General features: G+C 44.6%; 3 protein-coding genes. All 3 read right to left on the bottom strand.

The window, feature by feature from the left end; genetic code table 11:
• Window positions 1-474: IS5 family transposase (locus NL647_RS26045; RefSeq protein ID WP_253650850.1), on the bottom strand; the 474-nt coding region annotated here is incomplete at its 3' end.
• 1,089 nt (window positions 475-1,563) lie between these two features.
• Window positions 1,564-15,531 carry a non-ribosomal peptide synthetase gene (locus NL647_RS26050; protein WP_253650851.1) on the bottom strand — a complete coding sequence of 4,656 codons (13,968 nt, stop codon included), beginning with the start codon at window positions 15,529-15,531 and terminating at the stop codon, window positions 1,564-1,566.
• The gene (locus NL647_RS26055; protein ID WP_101961081.1) at window positions 15,528-22,250 is read right to left on the bottom strand and encodes a non-ribosomal peptide synthetase; all 6,723 of its coding nucleotides are present in this window, start codon (window positions 22,248-22,250) and stop codon (window positions 15,528-15,530) included. Before NL647_RS26055 ends, NL647_RS26050 begins: the two co-directional genes overlap by 4 nt.

Raw genomic sequence — 22,250 nt, forward strand, 5'->3', positions numbered from 1 at the left:
GTGGGTGCTTGTATCTACTGCGATATGCAGCTTACGCCAGACTCTGCGCTTCCCATCAGTACCATGCTTCTTGACCTTCCATTCACCTTCTCCATAAACCTTGAGGCCAGTGGCATCAATGGCCAGATGTTGTATTGCTCTTCTGGTTTTGGTTTTAAATGAAACTTCAACTTCCTTAGCTCGGCGGCTTATACAGGTGTAGTGCGGGCAAACAAGTGGGATGTTAGCCAGCTTAAATACTGAGTTTAGAAAACCTTGCAGCGCTCTCAGTGGCATAGAGAAAACGCGTTTCACCATCAGTGCGGTAGTAATTGCTAAGTCGCTGAATCGGCGAGGTCTACCTCGCTTGCCTTGTTTGTTTTGCTTCCACTTGGCTATCGCTTCCTCATCAATCCAAAAGGTCAGAGAACCACGGTTGATTAAGGCTTTATTGTACTGCTTCCAGTTAGTTGTTTTGTAACGAGGTTTAGGCATGAGGCTTCGACGATTGATGGGCGTAGCCGATCAGATCGTAGCTTCTTGATTTAGTTCCATCGAATTACGCAACAAAGCCTTATCCGATAAGAAAATCGTAATGCTTGCCGCATCAGAAGATGGATAAAGGAAAATAACATTAAAAATCATGTACAAAATGGCTGTGACGAAAGTTGTTCTGAAAAGCCAATTTAAACATCCTTTCTTTCGCGATTTTTGCTAATTATCAAATGCTTTACCATTCATTAACCCGTTCCTTTTTCGTTAATTGAAGCTAGATGTACGCCAAGATACTATCACTACTCAGTCGTTTATCTCATGTCACCTAACGAATGACATGGATTCCCCCTCCCGAGGATCTGCCACACTCAAGTGGTCAACACTATTACTGGAGGCACCATGTCTAATCTTTCTTATTGCGGTATAACAAGCAAAGGACCATGGAGAAGCTCTAAAACGGCGGGGATACAGCTAGCACTGAGTAATGAGTATTTGAAGCAAGTAGGATTAGCTAAGAGATGGATGGATCGCAGTTCATTATCCCAACCAGAAAGTAAGTTAGGTGTTCTAAATGAACCGCTCTGTGCGGAGCTGCATGCAGGGTGGTGGGGACTGGAGGCTAGACAACTCCGGCTACCCGATTAGCTTATTGGTCAAGAGAGTTGATGAAATAACCAATAACAACCCAACCAGTTTTACTTTTAGAGAGAGTTAAGGTTTCTGTCGATTGTTTACCCGAAAATATCGTTTGATTATGACGCTCTTGGTCGCATGCAGTATCACCCTGACTTTCACCCTAACCACGGTTTGCCTTGGAAAACGACAGAGCAAAAATATCTGATTGAGCGTTACGTGCTTGATGGACCTGAGTAAGTAAGCTTTGCGCTTGGTCGAACCATTCATACCGTGATGGCAAAAGCCTGTGAACTGCGAAAGCTTGGTCTCATGCTAAAGCCAGTCAAATTAAAACGCCATCGCCGAGTTCAACGTTCAGAAGGAAAAGTTGTTATGGAGAAGGTTTCAAGGCTGCGTAATTCAAGTCATAAGAGTGGAGTGCCTCTCTGATAAGAGGCACTATCATTACTAACTTTATGGTTCACTGATTAAAGTGGTTCGTAAGCGATTGAGTTTGTGAGAAATATCATTAGCTAATCGGACATCCCGGATAATACTATTATGGTCACCGTTTAAAATTGTTACATTCGTCTTTCCATACACATCCCACTCATATTCAGATGCCCCATGTTGATAGTCGCGATCTACGAGCGTATCGCTCGCCCACCAGACATCTATGGGCGAAGACACCGCTTCAAGTTGATGGTTTTGCATCAAAGTATGGCACTTCATAAATAGTTTCATTTGCAAATAATACAGTTCTTTATTTTCAATACCCATATTGTGACCCATCTCAACATCATGAATCACATCAGAGAAGGCATTAAAAGCAATATCATCGCGACTCGTATCAATTGCTGACTGCAAGCGCAACTCTAATTCATCTAGAAAAACAGCATGTTTGCCAAGAAGGAAGCGTCTCGCTTCATTATCTAAACACGCCAAGTAACGGCTAACATGAGGTAATGTCGGAAGTGTTAGCACTGCCCTTTGAGGATTTGCTCTCGCATCTACCAGCCCAAGCCACTCTACTCTTTCACCATCCGCTTCTAGTAAATGAGTCACTGAAACCGCCAGCCAAGCACCAAATGACCAGCCCAACAAACGTACTGCTCCCGTTTTTTGCACAGAGCGAATGAGATCAGCATACAGGCTAGCATAGCCGTTCACAGAGTTTGGTGCATTCTCCAAATTAACAAGTTGCGGTGATTGAATACCATATACGGTCTGTTCTTTTGGCAATAAGCTAACTAGTTCTTCATAAGCTTTTACATGACCACCCGCAGGGTGAAATACAAATAATGGAGGCTGCATTGACGAACCTCTATTCAAACATACCAGCAGGTCTGAATGAGGTATTTGGCTCGCTATTGGTACTTGTGGATCACTACAGTCATAGCCATGTTTGCTTTCACTTTGCTCTTCGATCAATCGCGCTAGATCACGTAGGACAGGGAATCGAAACAATTGTGTAAGGGATAGTTCAATACCTAGTTTCTTCTTGAGCCCAGATACAAAACGACCAGCTAACAATGAATTACCTCCGATAGCGAAGAAATCATCATCTGCAAATACATCCGCACTATCTAGTAAGGTTTGCCACTCCCCTGCTAGCCAAGTTTCTGTTTCCGTTGCTGGTAATAAACCAGATGGAATGGAATCGTCTGGTTCTGGCAATGCTTTGCGATCAACTTTGTTGTTTGCATTTAGTGGCATCGATTGCAAAACAACAACACGTTTCGGCACCATGTAGAAAGGCAGAGATTTACGTAATCTCTCTAAAACCTGTTCTGTATTTATCTCCTCTCCTGATGCGAGCGTTACATAACCAATTAAACATGCTTTCGCTGAGTCCGGGTAGCATAGCTTTACCGCAGACTCTTTTACTGCCGTAATTTTCGCTAGCGCAGCTTCAATGTCGCCAGCTTCGATACGATAGCCACGCAGCTTCAACTGAAAATCTTTCCTACCTACAAACTCAATCTGCCCCTTCATACCAATGCGGACAATATCACCCGTTGCATACATTCTCGCACCTTTTTGAGTACTAAACGGATCAGGGGTGAACGTTTGTGCCGTCAGGCTTGCTTGTCCAGCATAACCACGAGCTAGCCCTTGGCCACCGATGTATAACTCCCCTTCGGCTCCAACAGCGACAGGGTTTAGCCAATCGTCTAATACATAGAAATTGGTGTTAGCGATAGGTAGGCCCAGCGAAGGAGACTGTGCTTGCTGTTGATCAACATTAAGCATCGATGACCAAACTGTCGTTTCAGTCGGTCCATAAACGTTCATCACTTTCGCTCCCTGTTCTACCATGTAGGACGCTAGAGGCGCTGGTAATGCCTCACCTCCAGTCAGGACCGTCAGTGCTGACCAATTAACTGACTCGTGCTCCGCAAGCATCTGCCAGGTGACTGGCGTTGCCTGCATAAATGAGATGTCTCTTTCATCTATTAACCGAGCTAGTTGACTAGCATCACGGGCATCATCGTAACTCGCCACAAACACTTGCCCGCCGCTAAGCAAAGGTAGAAACATTTCTAGACCCGCGATATCGAAGCCAATGGTTGTTACAGCAAGCAGTCGGTCAGATGCTTGGATTTGGGTTAACTCCAACATGCTTTGCAGGAAATTAGCAAACGCAGCGCGAGAAATCTGAACTCCTTTAGGTACCCCAGTAGAACCAGAAGTAAAAATAATATAAGCCAATTGTTCGGGGTGATTCGCTGGTCTTGTGTTCATCCAACTTGGATCATAGGTACATTGATTTAATAGCTGCTGCGGCGACTTGACACAGCCATAATGGTCAAAGTCAGTCACTGATTCATCAGCTAACATTAATGCAGGACTCGCTTGCTCTAAAATCAACGCCAAACGTTCTTTGGGTTGATTTGGATCCAGTGGAATATAAGCCGCGCCAGACCAATAAACCGCTAGCAAAGATACCAACATATCAACGCCCCGACGCTGACAAACCGCTACTTTAGACTCACAACCAATACCTGACTCACTTAAGCTTTGAGCTAGATATGTCGCGCGCTCCACAAGCTGTTGATATGTCAAAGCGCCTTCAGTATCACTAACGGCAATACGTTGTGGAGATGTGTTCGCTACTGATAAAATTTCAGTTTCTAACGTCCAGCTTTCCGACCAATTTCGCAGGCTCTGCTCCACAAACTGTGATGGAAGCAAAGTAGGCTGATTCATCACATTTCCTAGCAGCTGATCACAGCTAAACACCATACTTTCAAGAACAGTTTTAAAGGTCTCTACCATTTTGATTACATGAGAATACGACAGTCTTTCGCCATCACAACCAACTCGTAAAACAAGCTCACTTCTTGGCATCACCGTAATAGATAAAGGATAGCTATTACGCTCATAACCGTCTAACGGTGTAACTGTAAGATGTTCAGCAATATTGCTTCGCTCTGACATCGCCTCGTTTTCAAACACAAGCAATGAATCAAACAGCGATTGACCGCGGTTGATTTCACTTTGAGCGATAATCTCACTTAATGGGGTGTACTCATATTCTCTTAACCTTACTCCTTGTTGATGGATATTTTGTAAAAGGGTTCCAGTATCGAGCATTGGGTTCAGTTGAACTCGAACCGGCAATGTATTAATGAAGATTCCCACCATTTGATGAGCTTCCGCCAGTTCAGCAGGTCGACCCGACGTTGTCATACCAAAAACAACGTCATGCTGACCGCTATGGTGCGCTAGGGTTTGTGCCCATGCAGCTTGGATCACCGCATTCAAGGTGACGCCTTTACGCTTAGCGAGTTCTTTTACGTTCTGTGTCAACTCATGAGACAAAGTATGATCTTCAAGGGTAAATTCTTCTCCACTCTGCCCGGGTACCAGTTTTAATGGTGAGTCAAAACCTTTTAACTCTTCATTCCAAAAGCGCTTACTGTGTTCTAAATCTTGCTGACCCAACCAATCTAAATATCGAGTGAATGGCGGCCTTTTCGAAGGCAAGCTCGCTACTTTTCCAATGAGATTGAGATAGCGATGAACCATATCTTTGATGATGATCGACGAACACCAAGCATCAACAATCAAGTGATGTCGGCTCCACACTAACCAATGGCGATTTTCATTTACTTTTATTAAATGCAGCCTCATTAAAGGCGGCTTGGCTAAATCAAACCCTTTCTCCCTATCTGTTTCACAAAGTTGCTTCAACTGAGCTTGTTGCCACTCCAGCTCTTTTCCACACCAATCGTGTCGGGACATGGGTAAAGATGAATGAGCCGAAAACCATTGAGTTGGCGCTTTGTCACCATGATCTTCGAAAGCCGCATTTAAGATAGCTTCCGCATCAACAGTCTGCTGCCAAGCCCGGACAAACGAATCAACATCAAGCTCTCCCTCAAGCTCGACGGTCGTTTGATTAAAATAGAGCGGTTCTTTTGCAGACGCACTATGTAAGAACATTCCTTGCTGTATTGGAGTCAACGGGTAATGTTTTATTTTCGTAACATTGCTCGAACGCTCTAAAGTAGCTTCGTTTTGTGACTCCGCTTTGCTTGCAACTATCGATTTCACGTTTGTTTCAAATTGTTCAAACATGTTTTTTAGTTTTGGTCCGATGTCAGATGGATATTGCCAAGAGACATAGAGTTGCCCTTCACGAATCTGTGCCGTCACTTCGATGAGTTGGCGTCGCAAGCTTTCAGGATGTCTTGATTTTCCAACACCGTCTGCGACCAACTGCCATTCACCATTAGTGCTCATAACTTGCCCTAGATAATTGAACACTAGTTGCGGGTGTACAAACGCTAATTCTTGTTTGAGGTAACGTAAAACACCGTATCCAACACCATTATTAGGCACTTGTGAAAGCGTCAATGCAGCCTCTTCAAGTGATTTCTGCTGCGCAGAAAAAGCGACAGGGTAGCGTGAAGTAAACCATCCTACTGTTTCAGATAAGTCAACATGCGAATCCAATAACTCACGGCCATGACCTTCTAGTTCAATCATTACTTTAGACTTATTGAACTGATTGCAAAGTGCTTGTGAAAGTGCGGATAACATAGCAACTTCACAGCCTGTCTTTCCGTGTATTGAACCAAGGCAAATAAGCGATTGAGTGACTCCCTCGTCGAAGACTTGTACTGTTTTGTCAGCCGTCGCAATCGTTCCATTCTGTGCCTCCGGGAGCAGTTGCCCGTCCAGTGAACGCGCTGCCATTGGTAACCAAAACTCACGAGCCCGCTTCAATACATCGGCAGAGCAATTCATTAGTGCATTATGCCAATCTGACACTGATGCCGATCCTTGACCAAGTTCGATGTTATGACCAAGACACTTTGCTTGATACGCGTGAGCCAGATCGTTTCCAATGATTCGCCATGAAACACCATCAACGACTAGATGATGGGCCACCAGCAACAAACGAGCTCCCCCTTGTTTGAGGTTAAAAGCGACCACTTTGAACACTGGGCCGGTAACTAAATTTAAGCTTTCTTGACAATGTTGTGTTAACTCTTCAACACTTTGTAATGTTTGGTTGTCAAAGGTGGTGTAAACGCCAGCAACTTGCCCACTATGACTTTGTCGTATTTCAGCGCCTTGCTTGTATGCAAAACGACTGGCCAGTGCAGCATGCTTCTCAATCAAAGCTTCAACCGCTGCCGACATCGCTTCATGATTCACAGCTTGTGGAAGAGCAAGCATGATTGCCTGGTTCCAATGATGAATTACAGGTTGCTCGACTTCATAAAACCAGTGCTGGATCGGCAATAAGTTGGACTGTTGAGAAGGCACAGTCGTTTCTATCAAAGGCGTATTAATAACGGAAGACGGCAGTACCTTGGCATCAGAATTATTCGGTTCAGAGATCACCTTATGTTCATTATCAACCAACATATCTACGAGTTCATTCAGGCGCGGCGAACTAAAGATTTGTTTAGGTGTTAACTTCAAATCGAATTTACTCAATCGAGCAATCAATTGAAGCGCCATAATCGAGTCACCTCCCAATTCAAAGAAGTGAGCATCAGGAACAATCGACTCTAAATTAAATAACTCTTGCCATATTTGAGTTAACTGACCAAGTACTTTACTACGTTCGGAGGCATTCAATGACTCTCGCGCTTCCAAATCAAAATCAGTATGTTCTTCGGTTGAAAACTCGGTATTAGATTCAATTATTGGTTCGACAGAAGATCTCGAAACGGTCGATAAGGACTGATTTTCACCCTTATCAGTTGCAGACTCTTCAAGGCGCTTAGCAAGCATACGAATACTTGGATCCTCGAAAACCATTTTAGGCGTCAATGTCAGACCTTGCTGTTTTGCTTTTGCAATCATCTGCAACGTAATGATCGAATCACCACCTAAGGCGAAGAAGTTATCATCCACATTTACTTTCTGTTTTAGAAGCTCCTCCCATAACGTTTGAAGAGTTGCTTCTGTTTTAGAGGTGGATTGAACATTCACCGCTTCAACTACCTTCGTAGCTAGTGCATTTTCAGTTTTGCGTGTTGCTGTAAACTCACTTAATTGCAGCAATGACGGCGCAGAGAAGATCTGCTTAGGCGTGAATTTAAACCCTTTACTAGCTGCTTTAGCGATAAATTGCAGGCAAATGATTGAATCGGCACCCAAGCTGAACAAGTTATCATTGGGCTGTGGCCGCTGACCCAGCAAACCTTCCCATAGTTCAGTTAATACGTGGAGGCTATCATCGTTTTCAACGTCAACCGCACTCGCTCCTCTTGGAGCGCTGCTTGAAGACTTGGATTGCTCTAACCACTGTGCGATTAGAGTACGATCAACCTTACCATTAGAATTCAGTGGTAAGGATTCAACGATCATCCAGAGCGATGGCACCATGTACTCCGGCAAAACTTCTGAGGCGCGTTGCTTAACCGCCGCCAACGAAGCTTCCTTTTCAATCACAACACAGGCCGCGAGACGCAGTCCTGAAGGCCCCGAAACTGCGGTTACGGCGCAATCAATAACAGATTCAAAACTACATAGTGTCTGTTTAACTTCATTAAGTTCTACACGATAACCACGTACTTTTACTTGGTCATCTATCCGTCCTAAGTAAATGAACTCACCATTGTCAGTTTTAGAAACTTTATCACCTGTTTTATAAGCACGAAGCATTTGCTCCTGACCTTTACTATCGATAACTGACACTGACGTAAAGCTGTTTGCTGTCTGTTCTGGCTTATTCAAATAACCTTTCGCGACACCTTGTCCTGCAATTAACAATTCACCTGGTATGCCTTGAGCAACAGGTAAGCCTTGTTCGTCGACGATTAGCGCAATACCGTTGCTAAGTTCAGAGCCCAACGTAATAGATGCTGCCCGATCGTCGACGACTTTAGCCATGCACCCAATTGTTGCTTCTGTTGGACCGTAGTGATTTGCAACATTGATTGTCGGTAATAATGCACGAACGTCTTGCACCAAATCAGTTGTTAATGACTCACCACCGGAAATCAACCATTGACGCGGAAGAAGACGCTCTGGTTTCTCTACAGCGAGTAACGCTTTTAAGTGCGACGGCACAATCTTCAGAACATCAATTGGGAAGCGCTCTAGATATTGTGCTAGTGCGGAAGGGTCAAAACTCAGTACATTCGGTATCAAAGCCAGCGTTCGACCCGTAACTAATGCGCCAAGTACGCAAGTCAAACCAAGATCCGCAGAAACTGTGGCTAATGTCGCCATCGTTGCGTTGGGTTCTATATCAATACGCTCAAACAATGCATCGACATAACTGATAGCATTGCCATGAGTCACTTCGACGCCTTTAGGTTGCCCTGTCGATCCCGATGTATAGATAACATAGGCCGTGTCTTTCGACTGTATTATTGCCGGAGGCAACAACGCGCCTGATTTCGCTGGTAGAGAGAGAAGAGTTCGAATATTTAACCAAATATAACGTTCATCCAACTCATCATTTTCCCAATACTCGGGGGTATCAAGCCCCAAGACACAGCATACGTTGGCATCCGCAAGCATGTAACTCACCCTCTCAGCAGGCAACTGCGGATCAATGCACAGCCACGCAGCCCCTTTCCACCAAGCTGCAAGCATCGCCACTATTTGTTCTTGCTCTCTTGGTAAGACAAGCGCAATGACACGTTTAGAGGCAGTAATATCTGGAAGATAACTTGCCAAATGTTCGGCTTGAGTTAGAAGATGCTGGTAAGTGATAGAAAGTTGTTCTCCCTTTTCATCAACCAATAAGCCAGTTGCAGAACCTGAGTTCGACATCACCCTTTCCAGTAGATTACCAACTGGCTTAGCCATGCTCGTCTGGAGTTTAGGGAACCCTCCTACAACCCAATCTTTAACGCGGGTTTGAAGCGTATTTGCGTCGTTGATTAATTTATCGACCGCTAATAACAATTCGTCGATCATTTTCGTAGCTATATTGTGATCAACACGTTCTAAATCTAGCAGCAGGTCAAATCTCAGGTCTTTTTGAGGTACAACGCGTAAAGTGAGAGGGAAGTTATTACGCACGTGATGATCGTCTAGCGTCAACGTCAAACCATGTTGAGGTTGTTCATCGGACGCAGGTAGGTTCTCAAACACCAATAGTGTTTCAAACAAGACTTGGTCTTGCGGAACTGAAGACGCTCGTTGAATACGAGCGATTGGTGTTTGTTCAAATTCTCGCATAACTAAGTTCTTATCTTGCAACTCAGTCAGCCACTCTAAAACCGACAGATCAGAGTTCAAATCCAATCTTAGTGGCAAGGTGTTAATGAACACGCCCAATATACGATCTGATCCTGGTAAGTCACTTGGTCGTCCCGCTGTCGTCACACCATAAACTACATCTCTCGAACCCATGTAACGAGCAAGAATACTTCCCCAGAGACCTTGAACAAGCGTATTTAGCGTCAATGAGTTTTGCTGACAGAGTCGTTCAATTTCAGCTGTACGCGCCTTACCCAGATACTGGTGAGTAATCAGATAAGCGTCTTCTTTTATTGCGTGTTTAGGTTTTGAACCTGCGATGTAAGCGGCAGGAAGTGAGTTCGTAGATGTAAAACCCGTTAGTTGCTCACGCCAAAACTTATTTGCACCTACTTCATCTTTTAACTCTAACCATTCAATGAAGTTTCGGAAAGGCACTGCAGGTTGTTTCGATATCTGCTCCCCCGATAGACGAGCAAAATACCCTTGCATCACTTCGCCTACCAGCATATTCAGGCACCACCCGTCCATGATCAAATGATGTATGGTCCAAACCAATTGGTGATGGTTTTCACTATGTTTGATAAGAACAACACGCATCATTGGTGCTTGAGAGAACTTAATCTGGGAAATTTCACGCTGACGTAAACTTTGCAGCATCAAATCTTTATCTGCCTGAGCGATGTCCTGCCAGTCTAGTTCCTCAAATGGCAATTTAGCGGACTGAAACACAACTTGATGGGGTTCGTCAACGTCATCAGTAATCACCGCAGTTCTAAGGGCTGGATGACGTTCCACGACGTCTATCCATGATTCTTGCAATTGCTGAGAGTTAAGCGCTCCCTCACACTTAGCAATGCTTTGGCTGATGTAAGCAGCATCGTGATCCAAACAATGGAAAAGCATGCCTTGTTGCACTGGGGTAAGTGGATAGACATCCTCTACCGCACAATCTACATATTTTCGAACGAGGTTAACCGCTTGATCATCGCTCAAATTCGCCAGAGGGAAATCAGCTGCAACCGCCCCCTTGAGGCTTGGGCTATTATCACATAGTGCATCCAACATATCGCCTAGTTGAGATACATACTCAGCCCCAAACTGGGCTATGGTTTCTGGAACAAATGAACTGCGCGAGTACTGAAGGTTAATTTTCAGCTGATTCTTACTGATAAACGCATTTACTTCGAGTAGCCATGATAATGGGTTCTGAGTGTCACGAAACCCTGTAAGCTTTTCCGGAGCCTGCTGCATGAAACCACTGCTTTGTGCATTATCAAGCTGCCCTAAGTAGTTGAAGACGAGTTGCGGCTCCAACGCATCGCTCAAGAATGATTTAACAGCACTAAAAGGAGTATGGGATTCTGGTAATGCACTCAACTGGCGGCGTACAGTAAGCACTCTTTCTTGCCATGAACCTAATTCACTGCTGATCAACGCTGGGTAAAGTCGAGTAAACCAGCCCACTGTTTCACTGACATCACAATCAACGAGATCACGCCCGTGTCCTTCTAGACTAATGAGGTGGTGCTGAGATTGAGTCCAATTTGACAGCGCCTTAGCGAGCGCTGTCAAACAAAGTTCGTCAATGCGAGCGCGCAGTGTACTTCCTGCATGTTTGAGCAATCGTTCGGTCTGGTCTGTCGATAGGCAAACTTGTGTGCTGCCTTGGAGACCTGCGGGGTATGGCACCTCAACTGGATCTGTTGGTAATGTGGTAGAAAGAGCCTCTCTTGATTCCGGCCTGTTTTGCCACTCATGCCACTTAATAATCCCTTCAGAGCTCGGTTTGTATTCAGCCACTTGCTCAGACCAGCGTTTGAATGGCTTAGTTTGGTATCGAGTTGGTGCCAATGATACTTTGTTACATAACTTGATATAGTCACTTTCCAACTGAGAAAGCAATATACGCCAAGAAACACCATCAACTACAAGGTGATGTGCTACTAGTAGTAAACGGCTTTCTGACCCACCAAAGTGAATTAATGCACATCGAAACACCTCTCCTTGAGCGAGCTTAAGCCGAGTCTGCTCAAATTCACTAATCTCTGAGACAGCGTGCTGTTTCTCTTCATCGGTTAGAGAGTGACGTTCATACACTGTAAACGCGATGTCTCTTTTCGCATCAGTCTCCGAAACACTTTGCACCCATTGCTTGGTATTCTCTTGGTAATTGAAGCGCGCGACTAACATTGGGTGAGCGTTTACCAAGCGCTGTAAAGCTCGACGCAAACAGGAGACATCAACCTCTGTATAACTTGCCAGCAAGAGTGCTTGATTGAAATGATCAGGGTTCACCAACGCTTGATTTAAGTACCACTGTTGAATAGGTGCCAATGGTACTTCACCAAACATATCCCCTACATCGTAATCTTGCTGCTTATCTTGTGTTGCAACAGACGCAAGCAACTCTACGGTTTGATTACGGAATATATCTTTCGGCTCAAGTTTTAGCCCCATATCTCGAGCGCGTGCTACGACCTGTAGGCTGACAATTGAATCTCCGCCAATGGCAAAGAAATTATCGTTAATTCCGATTTGCTCAACACCGAGTAGGCTTTGCCAAATCTCAGCAAGAATCTGTTCTTTCTCTCCTCTTGGTGCCACGAACTCGTTTCGATTCAATGCTGCTAAATTTGGCGTTGGTAGAGCTTTTCGGTCTACTTTTCCGTTCACACTCAATGGCATTGCATCCAATGAAACGAAAGCGGTAGGAATCATATACTCAGGTAGACTCTCTAGTAGATATGCTTGCCACTGTGTAAGTTCCGGTAGACTATGTTCACCTTTAGCTACGATATAAGCGACTAAGAAATCCGATAATTTCTCATCCTTACAAACTGCGACCACGACTTCTTTCACAGCAGAGTGCGCTGCTATTCTTGCCTCTATTTCACCAAGTTCGATACGTAATCCTCGGATCTTAACTTGGAAATCAGCGCGCCCTACATACTCTATGCTCCCATCTTCAAGGTAACGGGCGACATCACCTGTTTTGTAAAGCCGGCTGTATTGAGCATCACCCACCGCGCCGTCTTGAGCGAACGGATTAGGGATAAAGGTTTTAGCGGTGAGGTCTGGACGATTGAGATAACCGCGCGCTAAACCAATCCCGCTAAGATAAAGCTCGCCACTGGCACCGATTGGAACAGGATTGAGCTCTTCATCTAGAATCCAAGTTTGAATATTCGCAATCGGGGAGCCAATTGGCACGAGATCTTTAATATGTTGTTTTCGGCAATCCCAATGCGTCACATCAATAGAAGCCTCGGTCGGGCCATAAAGGTTATGGAGCTCTGCGCCCAGCACTGATAAGCATTGCTGCTGTAGCTGATAAGGTAACGCCTCACCACTACAGAAAATTTGCCTTAAAGAGCGACAACAGGGTGCGTGAGGGTTATCTAGGAAAACTTGCAACATGGCTGGGACAAAGTGCAACGTAGTAACTTGGTATTTCTCTATTAGCTCAATAAGTCGTTGACTGTCTTTATGCTCTCCCGCCTCCGCCAATACGAGTGTAGCTCCTGTCATCAATGGCCAGAAAAACTCCCAAACAGAGACATCAAAACTGTACGGTGTTTTCTGAAGAACCACATCTTTACTGCCAAGACAATATTCATCCTGCATCCAGAAAATTCGGTTCATAACACCGCTGTGAGGAACAGCTACACCTTTAGGTTGACCAGTTGAACCTGAAGTATAAAGCACATAAGCCAATTGATGAGGATGATACTCGGGAGTGTTAAATTCAATGCTTTGACCGTCAACCAAACTGAATGCGTCATCTAACGTCCATAGATCTTGTGTTAGCTCAGTTTTTTCAAAACGACTCGAAAACTCGGGAAGCACCAAGATTACCTTAGGTTTGGCATGTTCCACGATGTAATCTAAACGTTGTTGCGGGTGATCAGGATCAAGAGGTAGATACGCACAACCAGCTTTCACAGCAGCGAGAATGCTCACCACCATTTGAGGGCATCGAGTCATACAAATCGCCACTTTGTCTTCCGTTTTACACCCTTGAGCGACTAACCAGTTCGCAAGCTGATTAACCTTTTGGTCTAGCTCTTGGTAGCTCCATGACGCATTTTGATATTTGAGCGCAATATGATTTGGCGTTAACTCTTGCTGATCGGATAACGCCTCTGCCAATGTATTAGGCAAGTCATACTCTTTCGCAGTGTCATTCCAATCTTGTAGCTGAATTCGCTCTTTGTTTAATAATGAGGAGTGTAATGCTAAGGGCTGGTCACCCGCTGAAATTAGATACTCCAGCGCAGCAAGATAATGCTGTGCTAAGTCTGCGACAGTTTCTCTATCAAACAAGTCGACTCTGTACTGGAAAGACAGGCTGATACCGCTTCCGTCATTGTTCGCAAACAAAGATATATCAAACTTGGCGCTATACTCTGGCACAGGTAATGGTTGAAGTCTCATGTCAGCCAACTGGATCGGTTCGCTAGGCTCATTTACTAGATAATTAAACATAGTCTGAGCCAAAGGTTCATGCTCACCTTCTCTAGACGCGACCAATTCATCGACTAACTTCTCAAATGGCATCGCTGAATGTTGTTTTGCGCCTGATAGTGCTTCATTTACTTTCTTAATCCAAGACGTTGTTGTTTGCCCTTCCGACCAATGCGTTTTCACCACCATAGTGTTAACAAACAGGCCAAGCATGCTCTCTAGATCTTGATGTGCCCTTTCAGAAACTGGGCACGCGACTCGAATCTCATGCATACTTGAACGTCTTACAAGCAGCCACTGGTAAGCTGCCAATAACACGGTATTTGGCGTAACTTTATGCATGAGACAGAACGATTTAAGAGCAGTAAAGAGTTCTGGATTCAATTCGAAGTCATACCTCGCACCAGCGTGAGTCGTTTGTGGCGTTTTTGGCCGATCAGTTGGCAATGATAAGCAATAGTCTTCCGTTCCAAGTGTTTCGCGCCAATAGGTCTTTAGCTCCTCATAATAATCGCTCTCGAATAGGGCATTTTGCCACGCAGCATAATCCAAATACTGTAATTCTGATGACTGTGTTCTTGTCTCTACGCCCCCTTGTAATTTGGCCTGACATTTTTGGACAAATTGTTTGGTCAATAACTGCAATGACCAGTGGTCGATAACAATATGGTGAAAAGTTAGCACCAAGTGAGACAGATGCTCTCCCAGTTTTAATTGCGTTAGACGAAACAGTGGCGGATTAGCTAGGTCAAATGGTCGAGTCATTGCAGATTGCAATGCTTCTTTATACTCATTGGATTCAAGTTCGTTGGCCGCTAATTCAACACATTCAATCTCAAACTCTTGATCCACTGATTGAGCTTCTAGCAATTCTACCTTTGGTTTTCCTGCCACTTCCGAAAATTGAGTATGGAAAATTTCATTTTCTTTAATTAGATCAGAGAAAACTGAGCGAATTGAATCAATATCCGTTGAGCCTTCTATCGACAGCAGCGCATTGACATTGTACTGACCACTGTTTGGCTCCAACTGCTGTAAGAACCACAAACGCTTTTGAGCAGAAGACATCGGTAATACATCGCTTTCGCGATCTATAGCGTCAGGTATAGGCAACTGAGCTATCTTTTTCTGTTCAACAAGGTATTCAATAATGGCTTGTTTATTTTCCATTAACTCTTGCTTAATCTGCGTGGTTAACGCCCCCTTAGGAGCGTCAATTTTCAGTTTTTCGTTTTCCAGGCTAATTCGAATATTGCGCTGAAATAACTGCGTAATATATACAGCAATACTCATAACTCGAAGCTCTCCCATTCTTCGTCTACTTCTGTTGCTGACTCGGCTTGATGCATTAACATCTCGATATAGCCAGCTTGTTGTTCCAATACAGACATTTCCAACACGTCAGTTAATCGAATACTCAGCCCATACGTTTGGTTCACTCTATTGACTAGACGTGTGATCAGTAACGAATGTCCACCCAAAGAGAAAAAGTTATCGGTTTTACTGACTTCCTTGACATCGAGCAGTGCTTGCCAAATTTCCGCAAGGGTCTGCTCCGTTTCTGTCTCAGGAGCTACGAAAGCCTGTGTGTGCCATGCCGGTTCTGGTAACGATTTGCGATCCAATTTTCCATTTTGAGTAACTGGCATTTTGTCTAGCTCAGTCACGACTGCGGGGATCATGTATTCGGGTAAAGTTCCAGATAGATAATCGCGCCAAATATTAGGCTCACTGAGTTGGCCAACATAGTCTGGTTGAGGAATTATGTAAGTGGCTAAGTAATCCCCCGATGAGGCGTTCTGACGGACAATCGTCACGACTTCTTTTACACCATGATGCGCTGCGATAGAGGCGTCTATCTCGCCGAGTTCGATCCGTAAGCCACGAATTTTCACTTGGAAATCAGAACGCCCAACGTACTCAATAGCGCCGTCTTCACGATAGCGAGCAACATCGCCAGTACGGTACAAACGTGCATACTCAACATCAGACGACGCATTACAATCAGCAAAAGGATTGGGAATAAAGGCCTGCTTTGTCAGATCTTCACGGCCCAAGTAACCGCGAGCCAATCCGACACCAGCAAGATATAGCTCCCCTTCAACGCCTACAGGTACAGGATTGAGAGAAGAATCCAAAATCCACGTTTGCATGTTCGCGATTGGATAACCTATCGGCACGACACCTTGGATATTCTGATTTCGGCAATCCCAGTAGGTGACATCGATAGAGGCTTCCGTAGGTCCGTATAAATTGTGTAATTCGGCTTGCAACGTATGCAGACATTGCTGTTGAAGTTGGTATGGCAGAGCTTCACCACTACAGATGATTCGCGATAACGCGCTACAAGCTTGAGCATTAGGGTTATCCAAAAAGCTTTGCAACATGGATGGTACGAAATGAATGGTAGTAACATGATGCTGTTGAATAAGTGAGATCAAACAGTCAGTGTCTTTATGTTCGTTCGCTTTTGCCAACACAAGCTTGGCACCCGTCACTAGTGGCCAGAAAAACTCCCAAACGGATACATCAAAACTATAAGGTGTCTTTTGTAATACTGTATCTGCGTCTGTTAGTTTGTATTGAGCTTGCATCCAAGCTAACCGGTTGACGATGCCGGCATGCGGAATTGCCACGCCTTTAGGCTTTCCGGTCGAACCCGATGTATAAAGCACATACGCCAGATGATCGCCTTTAAGTTCTACATTAGGTGCCACATCAGGATAGGTTTGGCACAGTGAAACCGACTCGTCTAACAATATTGCACGCGCTTGCTCCTTCGCAGGTAATGCGCTTTTGCATGATTCAATCGTCAATACAACCTTTGCCCGAGCATTTTCAGCGATAAAGCCCAGACGATCGGCTGGGAGATCAGGATCAAGTGGTAAGTAAGCGCAGCCCGCCTTTAGGATACCTATTAGACTTACGACCATTTGCGGTGAACGTGTCATACAAACCGCGACCGTTTGATCAGTTTTGCATTCGTGACGGTTGAGCAAGTAATGCGCTAATTGAGAAGCTTTTTGGTTGAGCTCGTTATACGAGTATTCGCAAATTCCCTCTGACGTTTCGTAAACTAAAGCGACGCGGTCGGGTGTTCTTCTAGCTTGATCTTCAAGCCATTGAACCAGTGTTTCAGGAATTTCATCAAAGCTTGTTTCAGTTTTATTCCAAGCCCAAGGAGCGAAATGTTCTCCTCCCATGCTGATTTGACGTAGCAAACTCCCACAGCTTTGTTTTTCATCGCTGCTTTCTTGCTCTTGCGAAATCAAGACAAGCAACGACTTAAAATCAGCTAGCATGTGTTGAGCGACTGAAAAATCGATATGCTCAGGATTAATCTCAATCCTAAAGTCGAGCTGTTGATGAGGTACAACGACCAACGTTAATGGGTAGTTATTACGCTCTTTTGTTTCACGAACTGAGAGTGTGAGCTCTTCAGTGAGCGGTTGTGGCTCATTCGGATAGTTTTCGAACACTAACAAGTTATCGAACACTTCTAATTGCTGTCCGCACACCCGTTGAATGGTAGATAGAGGTAGGTGTTCGTGTTCTCGACTTTCCGCCATTTGAGATTGTAGCTTCTGTGCCAACGACACCCAACTCGCCGAAGGGTCGATGTTCGCACGTAATGGTATGGTCGTAATAAATACACCAACCATTTCATCAGCACCTAGCAAGTCATTTGGTCGACCGGAACTCGTCACCCCAAAGGCAAGGTCATTGCAACCAGTGTACCGTTGTAGCGTAAGGGCCCAGATCGCCTGGCACAGAGAGTTCAATGTCAGTCTATGCTTAGCTGCAACATTTCGAAGTACTTCAGCATCGAATATAGACAAGCTATCTAATATTTGAGTTTGGGAGCGTGCCACTGGGCTCGACGCTTCTTGAGTCATTGTCTTAGGTAAACGAGCCACATTCTCATAACCTGCAAAACACTTCGCCCAATACTGTTCACTTTTCTGCGTATCTCGCTTGTTAAGCCACGCGATGAAATCTCGATATGGTCGGTTTGAGATAAGTGCAGGTTGAGTGTGTTTACAAATAGCTGAGTAAGCTTGCTGGACATCACGCAATATAATGCTGGTGCACCAACCATCAACAATCAGGTGATGGCGAGTCCAAACTAAGCTGTGATGGTCATTATTCATTTTGACCAACTTAAATCTCATCAACCCCGCGTTAGTGAGATCAAACCCTTGCTTTAGGTCATCATTAGCTAACTGAGCAAGTTGAGCATCTAAGTTCGGTCTAAAAGCATCACCTATTGCTTGTTCAGACCAATCAATAAATTGCCAGTCATTACTGATTTCTCTTGCAACAAACTGAACAGGGTCGTCTAGATGTTTCCAGACGAACCCACTACGGAGCATCGCATGCTGATCGATAACCCACTGCCATGCCAATTCGAGCGCTGTTACATTTAATGCCCCCTTTAAATCAACCAAACTTTGGTTAATGTACATACCTTCAGAATGATCTGTTAACGTATGGTAGAGCATGCCATTTTGCAAAGGCGTCACTGGGTAAATGTCAGCTATATTTTCAATGGAATGTGGGATACTATCCACCACTTTATCAAGCTGGCTTTGTGACATGTTACACAATGGTACATCTGTCGGAGACAATGTGCTCCGAGCGTGACAACAATGTTCAACTAATAGTGTCAGCTTTTCGACAACCATTTCAGCAACGGCCTCAATTTGAGATTTCGAGTGGACTTTGTTATTGAAGTTCCAACGCATTACTAGCTCGCCATCTGTAATCATGGCGTTTAAATCTAGCCAATGAGGGCGCGTATTATCGCCGTGGCGTTGTTTTGGAATTGTCTCTTTTGCCAACCCTAATCCTGAGTTAATCATCCCTTTATCTGTTTGGCCTAGATAATTGAACACCATCGCCGGAGTAGGTACGCGCTGTAGCTCTTTGTGTAAATACTTTAATACACCAAACCCTTGCCCATGGTTAGGTACATTACGCAGTTGGTCTTTTATTGCTAGAACGTGTTGGCGTAACGCATCTTGGGATTCTACAAATGCCGAGCTCGCCAGTAGCACTGGGTAACGACTAGTAAACCAACCCACGGTCTGTGAAAGGTCAAGCGAGTCGTGGTGTCGCCCATGACTCTCAAGTTCGATTAAGAAGTCATCTTGACCTCGCCACTCCTGAATCGCTAACGACACAGCTGATAACATCAGTTCATCAACTTTTAACTGATACGCAGTTAGTGCTTTACCTGCGAGCTTATGACTAAGGTCTGCAGATAATCGCACCTCGACCACATCGGTATCCTTGATCTGGTTAAGCAGAGGAGTTTCTGGCTGAACACCAGGGATAGCAGTCCATTTTCCCTTTGTTTCTAAATCAACTTGCTCTAGAGTTTGCCAGTAGTCTCTCGCATTGCTGAGATTCTCTTCTGGCCAGTGATTTAGATCGCTGACCCAAGCTTCGTAAGAGCTTGAGAAAAGCTCTAATCCATCATTCAAAGAAGCACCTGAACACAGAGCCTGATACGCTTGCCAAATCTGTGATGCCAAAATTCGCCACGACACAGCATCAACCACTAGGTGATGTGCTGTGAAGAGGATCCGACCATGAGACTGCCCCTCTATAACCAATAAATCAACACGGAGCATTGTCCCTTCGAAAATATCCAAACGTGCTTGTTGTTGCTCTAAATAATCAGGAAGCTCTTGTAAAGAAAGCGTGTGTCTATCGATCACAATAGGAGATTGGCTGAATGATTTTTGCCAGTTCTGCTTATCTTCCTCTAAGTTATAAGCCATTCCTAACTGAGGGTGATTAGCCACGACATGTCGTACAGCTTGTGTAAATGCTTCGGTCTCTAGTTCACCCTCATGCTGTAAAAGAATAGACTGGTTCCAGTGAGACGGTTGCTCTAACGCTTGTTCAAAGAACCAGTGCTGTATTGGTGCCAACGCCGGTTTACCTGCTTCTAATGCACCATTTCCCTGTGTTTTGTGGTTTTGGTCATTAGCCGCTGAATCTCCCTCGATTAAAGCCATTGCCAAGGCTTTTGAGGTTTGCAATGCAAACACCTGTTTCGGGCTAACTTTTACGCCCTGTTTCTTAAGTAAAGCGACCAATTGAAGGCTTAATATCGAATCCCCCCCTAACTCAAAGAAACTGTCATTTTCGGTAAGAGCAGGATTATTTAACAGTTGCTTAAACGCAGACAATATGGTGTTTAAATGCGACAACTCTGACACCAAAGAAGCGGCCTTAGACTCAACTTGGCTTGTACTGTCATGCTCTATTAGCTGCTGAGCAATGGCTCTTGGAGTTTGTGCTTTAAAAAGCAGCTTAGGAGTCAAACTTAAACTATGCTTTTTAGCTTTTGCCACCAGTTGCAAGCTTAAAATTGAATCGCCCCCCAACTCAAAAAAACTGTCTTCAGGGCGAACTTCGACATCTAATATTTCTGTAAACAAAGCTATGAGTAGCTTTTCTGTTACTGAGTCGATTACATCACTGTCGACATGACGCGTGACAGGCTGAGCCGTCACATCACAGCAATCATGTTCCGCGCTTAAAGCGATAACCTGCTCTGGGTTTGCAACAAGATCTTCGAGCAATACTAAGTAACTCTCAAGCATTTCAACAATTGTCGCTTCATCAAACAGTTCTTTACTGTATTCCATATCAAGACGCAGAGCTTGCTCTGTTTCGTTTAACCTAAGGGTTAAATCAAAGCGCGCTCGATGCCTTTCGCTAGCAACTGGACTAACAGCGACCCCACCAAGCTCAATGGTTTGGCGTGGAACATTTTGATGAACAAACAGCACTTGAAAGAGCGGCGTCCAAGGCTTTCCGCGCGGGATATTGAGTGTATCTACAACCAAATCAAAAGGGACAGCTTGGTTTTCAAACGCTTGACGAGACGTAATAGATACCTGATCAATTAACTCACGGAAACTCACACGATCTTGCAGTTGGTGACGAATCACCAACGTATTTACTAAAAAGCCAATCATTCCCTCTAACTCAGGACGTTGACGACTCGCGACAGAGGTTCCCAAGCTAATATCAGACCCAGCCCCATACTGATTCAGCAGTAGGCTAAAACCTGCTTGCATCACCGAATATAAGGTCGTGCCCTGTTCTTTCGCTAACGCGTTTAAACTCATAAAAGTCTGCGTTGGGATCGTCAGCTGAACCTCTCCACCTTCATACGTTCGCGAAATAACATCAGGTCTTTGGCGATCTAAAGGTAGCGACATACATTCAGGTGAACCGGCAAGTGTTTGCTGCCAAAATGCCAACTGCTGCTCTGCCTGTTCGCTTTCCAACCATTCCTGTTGCCATTTAGCATAGTCTGCGTACTGAAGCTCAAGCGGGACCACCTTTGGCAAAGTACCGCCTTGGTTTGTTGCATTGAGATATTGCTGGTAATAGTTTGCTAGCTCTTTGATAAGAATGGCTTCAGACCAAGCATCAAAAGCAATGTGATGAACGACAAACACTAGACGCCAATGATGTTCTTTCTCTTTTAACAAATAGACACGTAATGGCAACTCAGTACTTAGGTCAAAAACGGCGTTCGCAACTTCTTGGCTTCTCTTGTCGATATCTTTGACATCCGATTCAACCCATAACGGCAGTTCAAAAGAAGCGTTAGGTCGTTGATTAGGCTTGAAAGTGCCTTCAATTGCGTCATCTTCAATGTGATACGTCGTGCGCAACACTTCATGACGTGTAATTAAAGCATTTAAGGCGTATTTCAACGCCTCTATATCGAGTTGACCGATAAGCTGAATTTGGCTGAATAAGTTATATATAGAACTGCCTTGCTCATAATGGTCAATAAACCATAGCCGTTGCTGTGCATTTGATAAGACTTCTTTACCATTCACTCGTGGTGTAGCAACAATGGGCAGTTGCCAACTATCAATGTTTTTGTCCTTTAGCAACGCGCGAAACTGTGTTTTTTTGTCATCCGGTAACTCGGCCAGACGCAGTGCAATATTTTTAGGGTTAAGTTTCTGGTTCAT

The sequence above is a fragment of the Vibrio sp. Y29_XK_CS5 genome (assembly GCF_024181835.1).
Classification (GTDB): domain Bacteria; phylum Pseudomonadota; class Gammaproteobacteria; order Enterobacterales; family Vibrionaceae; genus Vibrio; species Vibrio harveyi.